Below are 5193 nucleotides of genomic sequence, written 5' to 3'. Positions count from 1 at the left end.
TACTCGACGGTGACGTCGAAGCCCGCGGGCCGGCCGTCGGCGGTGCGGTGCTCCTCGAAGCCGAAGGTCAGGTCGAACTTGGCGATGCGCAGCTCCGGCAGCACGAACTCGGTCCGCAGAGCGCCCAGTTCGGGTCCGCCGCCGAGGGACTGACCGACGGTGAGCATGACCTGGAAGAGGGGGTGGCGGGAGGCGGACCGCTCCGGGTTGAGCGCCTCGACGAGCCGGTCGAACGGCACGTCCTCGTTCGCCCACGCCGCCAGGTCGGTGTCACGAACGCGCCGGAGGAGTTCCCGGAACGTCGGATCACCACCGGTGTCGGTCCGCAGGACGATCGTGTTGACGAAGAAGCCGATCAGGTCGTCCAGGGCCTCGTCCGCCCGCCCCGCGACGGGCGAGCCGATCGCGATGTCCGTGCCGGCCCCGGAACGGGTGAGCAGGACGGCCACGGCCGCCTGGGCCACCATGAAGAACGTGGTCCCGGTCTCGCGCGCCAGGGCGGCCAGCGCCTCGTGCACCTCGGCCGGGCAGGAGACGGTGCGGGTCGCGCCGCGGAACGAGGCGACCACCGGCCGCGGCCGGTCCGCGGGCAGCGACACCTCGTCCGGGGCGTCGGCCAACGCCGTCTTCCAGAAGTCCAGTTGTGCCGCCAGTACGCTGTCCGGGTCGTCGGCGTCGCCGAGCACCTCGCGCTGCCACAGCGTGTAGTCGGCGTACTGGACCTCCAGGGGCTCCCAGTCGGGCGCACCGCCCCTGCTGCGGGCGGCGTAGGCGGTGCCCAGGTCGCGCATCAGCGGGGCGTTGGAACCGCCGTCCGAGGCGATGTGGTGCATGACCAGCAGCAGCACGTGCTCCTGCGGTCCGAGCTCCAGCAGGGTGGCCCGGACGGGCAGTTCGCCGGAGAGGTCGAAGGCGGCCCCGGCCAGCTCGGCCAGGGTGGCTTGGAGGGTGTCTTCGGTCGCCGGGAGCACGGGCAGCGCGAGGTCGGTCTCCTGCGCTGTCAGGACCTGCTGGTGCGGAGTGCCGTCCACAGCGGGGAACACCGTCCGCAGCGCCTCGTGCCGGCCGACGACATCGGCCAGGGCGCCGTGCAGTGCGCTGCGGTCTAGGTCGCCGGTCAGCCGTATCGCCAGGGAGATGTTGTACGTCGCCGAGGGGCCCTCCATCTGGTCCAGGAACCAGAGCCGCTGCTGGGCGTAGGACAAGGGGATCACTTGGCTGCTCCCATCCGGCGCATCGGCCGAAGCTTGGGTCGGACGCCGGCGGCGCCGTCGACCTTGTCGACCAGGGTGGCCACTGTCGGATTCTCGAAGAGGGTGCCGACCGCGAGGCCGGCTCCCATGACGCTGTTGATCCGGCGTACGAGCCGGGTGGCGAGCAGGGAGTGCCCGCCCAGGTGGAAGAAGTTGTCGTCGATGGACACGGCGGGGCGGCCGAGTGCCTCCGCGAAGAGGTCGCAGAGCTTGGCCTCCTCGGGACTGCGGGGCGGCCGGCCCTGGCCGGTGTCCTCGTCGAACGGTTCCGGCGCCGGGAGTGCCCGGCGGTCGAGTTTGCCGTTGGCGGTCCACGGCAGGGCGTCCAGGACGACGTACGCCGCCGGCACCATGTAGTCGGGCAGGACCGCGGCGGCGTGCGCGCGCAGCTCGACAACGTCGACGCGGGCCCCTTCGGCCGGTGTCACGTAGCCGATGAGGCACTTGTCGCCGGGCCGGACCTCACCGAGGACCACCGCCGCCTGTCCGACCGAGGCGTGCCGGCACAGGACCGTCTCGACCTCGCCGGGTTCGATGCGGAAGCCGCGGAGTTTGACCTGCTGGTCGGCGCGGCCGAGGAACTCGATCTCCCCGCGGTGGTTCCAGCGGGCGAGGTCGCCGGTGCGGTACATGCGGCTGCCGGGCGGGCCGTAGGGGTCGGCGGTGAAGCGTTCGGCGGTGAGCGCGGGGCGGTTGAGGTAGCCGGCGGCGAGGCCGGCGCCCGCCAGGTAGAGCTCGCCCGGGGTCAGGGGCGGTACGAGGCGCATGGCGTCGTCCAGGACGTACAGCCGGGTGTTGTCCAGTGCGGTGCCGATCGGCAGGGCGCCCGGGTAGTCGAGGGGCCTGCGGACCGCGTGCGCGGCGGCCATGACGGTGGCCTCGGTGGGGCCGTAGCCGTTGAGCACGGTGGTGCCGGGGCAGTGCTCCTGGATGCGCCGGACCGCCTCCACCGACACCACGTCGCCGCCGGTCAGCACGGTCCGTACGCCGGCGAGGGCCTCCGGCTCCTCCTCGGCCACCATCTGCAGCAGTCCTGCCGCGAGGACGAGGCCGGTGACCCGTCCTTCCGAGAGCACCCGGCCCAGCGCGGTCGCGTCGAGCAGTCCGGGCGGCGCGATGACGAGGGTGCCGCCGGCCAGCAGCGGCATCCACAGTTCGAACGTCGACGCGTCGAAGGCCATCGGCGAGTGCAGCAGCATGCGGGCGCGCGATGCGGGCGGGAACGGCGCGTCGGCGGCCAGGTCGGTGATGTTGCGGTGGGTGACCGCGACGCCCTTGGGGACTCCGGTAGAGCCGGAGGTGAACATCGCGTAGGCGGGCTGGTCGGGGTGGACGGCGGACAGCGGGCCGGACCGGCCGACGGTGGCGTCCGTGGCGTCGGCGATGTCGTCGGTGTCGGCCACGCCGGCGACCGGGATCGTGCGGGCGTGCTCGGGGAGGTCCAGAGCCGTGAGGGTGCGGTCAGTGAGGAAGACTCCGGCCTTCGACTCCCGGATGATCAGGTTGATGCGGTCGGTGGGGTAGCGGATGTCCAGCGGGACGTAGACCGCCCCGGCCTTCACGACCGCGAGGGTCGCGACGACGGCCTCCGGGGAGCGTTCGTTGTAGAGGACCACGGGGTCCCCCGGACGGACACCTGCATCCCGTAGCCGGTGGGCCAGCCGGTCGGCGCAGGCGTCCAACTCGGCGTAGGTGAGGCTCCGTTCTCCCATCACGAGGGCCTGGGCGTCCGGGGTGCGGGCGGCCTGCGCGGCGAACGCCCCGGGCAAGGAGGTGCCGGTACGGGGGATGCGGGCGCCGTTCCAGGTGTCGAGCAGCCGCCGGCGTTCCTCGTCGCCCAGCATGTCGAGGTCGCCGGTGGGCAGGTCCGGGGCGGCGGCGGCCGCCCCGAGCAGCCGGACCAGGCGGGCCAGGGCGGCCTCCACGGTACGGGCGTCGTAGAGGTCGGTGGCGTACTCCGCGTGCACGTCGAAGCCGACGGGTCCGCCGGTCGGGCCGTGGTGCTCCCGGAAGGTGAAGGTGAGGTCGAACTTGGCGATCTCCAGCGGTGTGAACTCCGACTCGGCGGTCACACCCGGCAGGTCCGGAACGGGCACGCCCGCGTCCGTGACCGAGAGCATGACCTGGGCCAGGGGGTGGCGGGAGGCGGACCGCTCGGGGTTGAGGGCTTCGACGAGCCGGTCGAAGGGCACGTCCTGGTGCGCCCAGGCCCCGAGGTCGGTCTCGCGGACGCGTCGGAGGAGTTCCCGGAACGTGGGGTCGCCGCCGGTGTCGGTCCGCAGGACGAGGGTGTTGACGAAGAAGCCGATCAGGTCGTCCAGGGCCTGGTCCGCCCGCCCGGCGACGGGAGAGCCGATCGCGATGTCGGTGCCGGCCCCGGAGCGGGTGAGGAGTGCGGCCACGGCCGCCTGGGCCACCATGAAGAACGTCGTGCCGGTCTCGCGGGCGAGGCCGGTGAGCGCCTCGTGCACCTCGGCAGGGCACGACACCGAGTGGGTGGCGCCGCGGAACGAGGCGACCACCGGCCGGGGGCGGTCCGCGGGCAGCGACACCTCGTCCGGGAGCCCGGCCAGCGCCGTCTTCCAGTGGTCGAGCTGCGACGCCAGCACACTGCCGGGGTCGTCCGCGTCACCGAGCAGCTCCCGCTGCCACAGCGTGTAGTCGGCGTACTGCACGGGCAGCGGCTCCCAGACGGGGGTGTTGCCGTCGGCGCGGGCCGTGTACGCCGTGCCGAGGTCCCGCACCAGCGGGGCGTTCGACCAACCGTCCGAGGCGATGTGGTGCACGACCAGCAGCAGCACGTGCTGCTGCGGTCCGAGCTCCAGCAGGGTGGCCCGGACAGGCAGTTCGCCGGAGAGGTCGAAGACGGCCCCGGCCAGGGCCGCCAGCGTCGACCGGAGGGTGTCCTCGGCCGTCGGGAGCACGGGCAGCGCGAAGTCGACCTCCTCCGCCGGAAGGACCTTCTGGTACGGGGTGCCGTCCGCGGCGGGGAACACCGTCCGCAGTGCCTCGTGCCGTCCCACCACGTCGGCGAGGGCCCCGCGCAGTGCGTCGTGGTCGAGGGGGCCGGTCAGCCTGATGGCCATCGGGATGTTGTACGTCGCCGACGGGCCCTCCAGCTGGTCGAGGAACCACAGCCGCTGCTGGGCCGCGGACAGCGGCAGGCGCTCCGGCCGGGCCGCGGCGACCAGGGCGGGGCGGGTGCCCGCCCCCTGGTCGGCCGCGATGCGGTCGGCGAGGGCTGCGGCCGTCGGGTGTTGGAAGAGGTCCCGGACCAGTACCTGCACCCCGAATGCGTCGCGCACCTTGGCCACGAGCCGGGTGGCGAGGAGGGAGTGGCCGCCGAGGCGGAAGAAGTCGTCGTCGACGGAGACGGCGGGCAGGCCGAGGGTCTCGGCGAACAGGGTGCAGAGCACCTCTTCGGCGGGCGTCCGCGGGGCACGGCTGCCTTCCGTGCTGCCCCGCAGTTCGGGGGCGGGCAGGGCCCGCCGGTCGAGCTTGCCGTTGGCCGTCAGCGGGAGGGCCTCCAGTGCGACGAACGCGGCCGGCAGCATGTACTCCGCCAGCGCCGATCCGGCGTACCGGCGCAGCCCGTCCGGGTCGATCGCGCACCCGTCGGCGGGCACGAGGTAGGCGACGAGCCGTTTGTCGCCGGGCCGGTCCTCACGGACGACGACCGCGGCCTGGGCCACCGACGGGTCCGCGAGCAGCACCGTCTCGATCTCGCCGAGCTCGATGCGGAAACCGCGGAGCTTGACCTGCTGGTCGGCACGACCGAGGAACTCGATCTCCCCGTGGACGTTCCAACGGGCCAGGTCACCCGTGCGGTACATGCGGCTGCCCGTCGGCCCGAACGGATCCGCGACGAAGCGTTCGGCGGTGAGGGCCGGGCGGCCGAGGTAGCCCTCCGCGAGGTGCGAGCCCGCGACGTAGAGCTCGC

At 73.3% G+C, this 5193-nt stretch carries 2 protein-coding genes; both read right to left on the bottom strand.

What is annotated here, in order from left to right:
• Positions 1 to 1214: condensation domain-containing protein (locus ACZ4VL_RS40020; RefSeq protein WP_468210785.1), on the bottom strand; the 1214-nt coding region annotated here is incomplete at its 3' end.
• A partial coding sequence (locus ACZ4VL_RS40015; RefSeq protein ID WP_468210782.1) for an amino acid adenylation domain-containing protein occupies positions 1211 to 5193 on the bottom strand: 3983 nt, incomplete at its 5' end. The genes ACZ4VL_RS40015 and ACZ4VL_RS40020, both read right to left, overlap by 4 nt.

The organism is Streptomyces sp. NPDC029014 (assembly GCF_055564695.1).
This window is presented reverse-complemented; position numbering and strand designations above follow the sequence as displayed.